This is a genomic window from Monashia sp. HAY1-5C (assembly GCF_056755255.1).
In genome coordinates this window covers 1-247 of record NZ_JBPGXG010000619.1, presented here as the reverse complement: position 1 = coordinate 247, position 247 = coordinate 1, and the positions used below count along the sequence as shown (strand labels likewise).

Here is a 247-nt window from a genome sequence, read left to right as displayed (position 1 = left end):
CTTTCCCGGTTACCTGGGTTCCGGCGTGCTCGCTCCGCCACCCGGTGACAACGAATTCCAGATCATTTTCCGCTTCGTCGACAAGCAGACCCTGCACGCCTGGGAGCACTCGGTTTCGCGTACCGCGTGGCTGGCGCGGGGCAGCGATCTGTTCGAGCATCCCAAGGAGCATCGGGTCAGCGGCATCGAGGGCTGGTTCGGCGCTGCCGGTCAACGGCCACCACGCTGGAAACAAGCCGTGGCGATC

Annotated in this window: 1 pseudogene; it reads left to right on the top strand. The window is 64.8% G+C overall.

What is annotated here, in order from left to right:
* A pseudogene (locus ACR9ZK_RS22945) lies at positions 1–247 on the top strand (antibiotic biosynthesis monooxygenase); the annotation flags it as partial.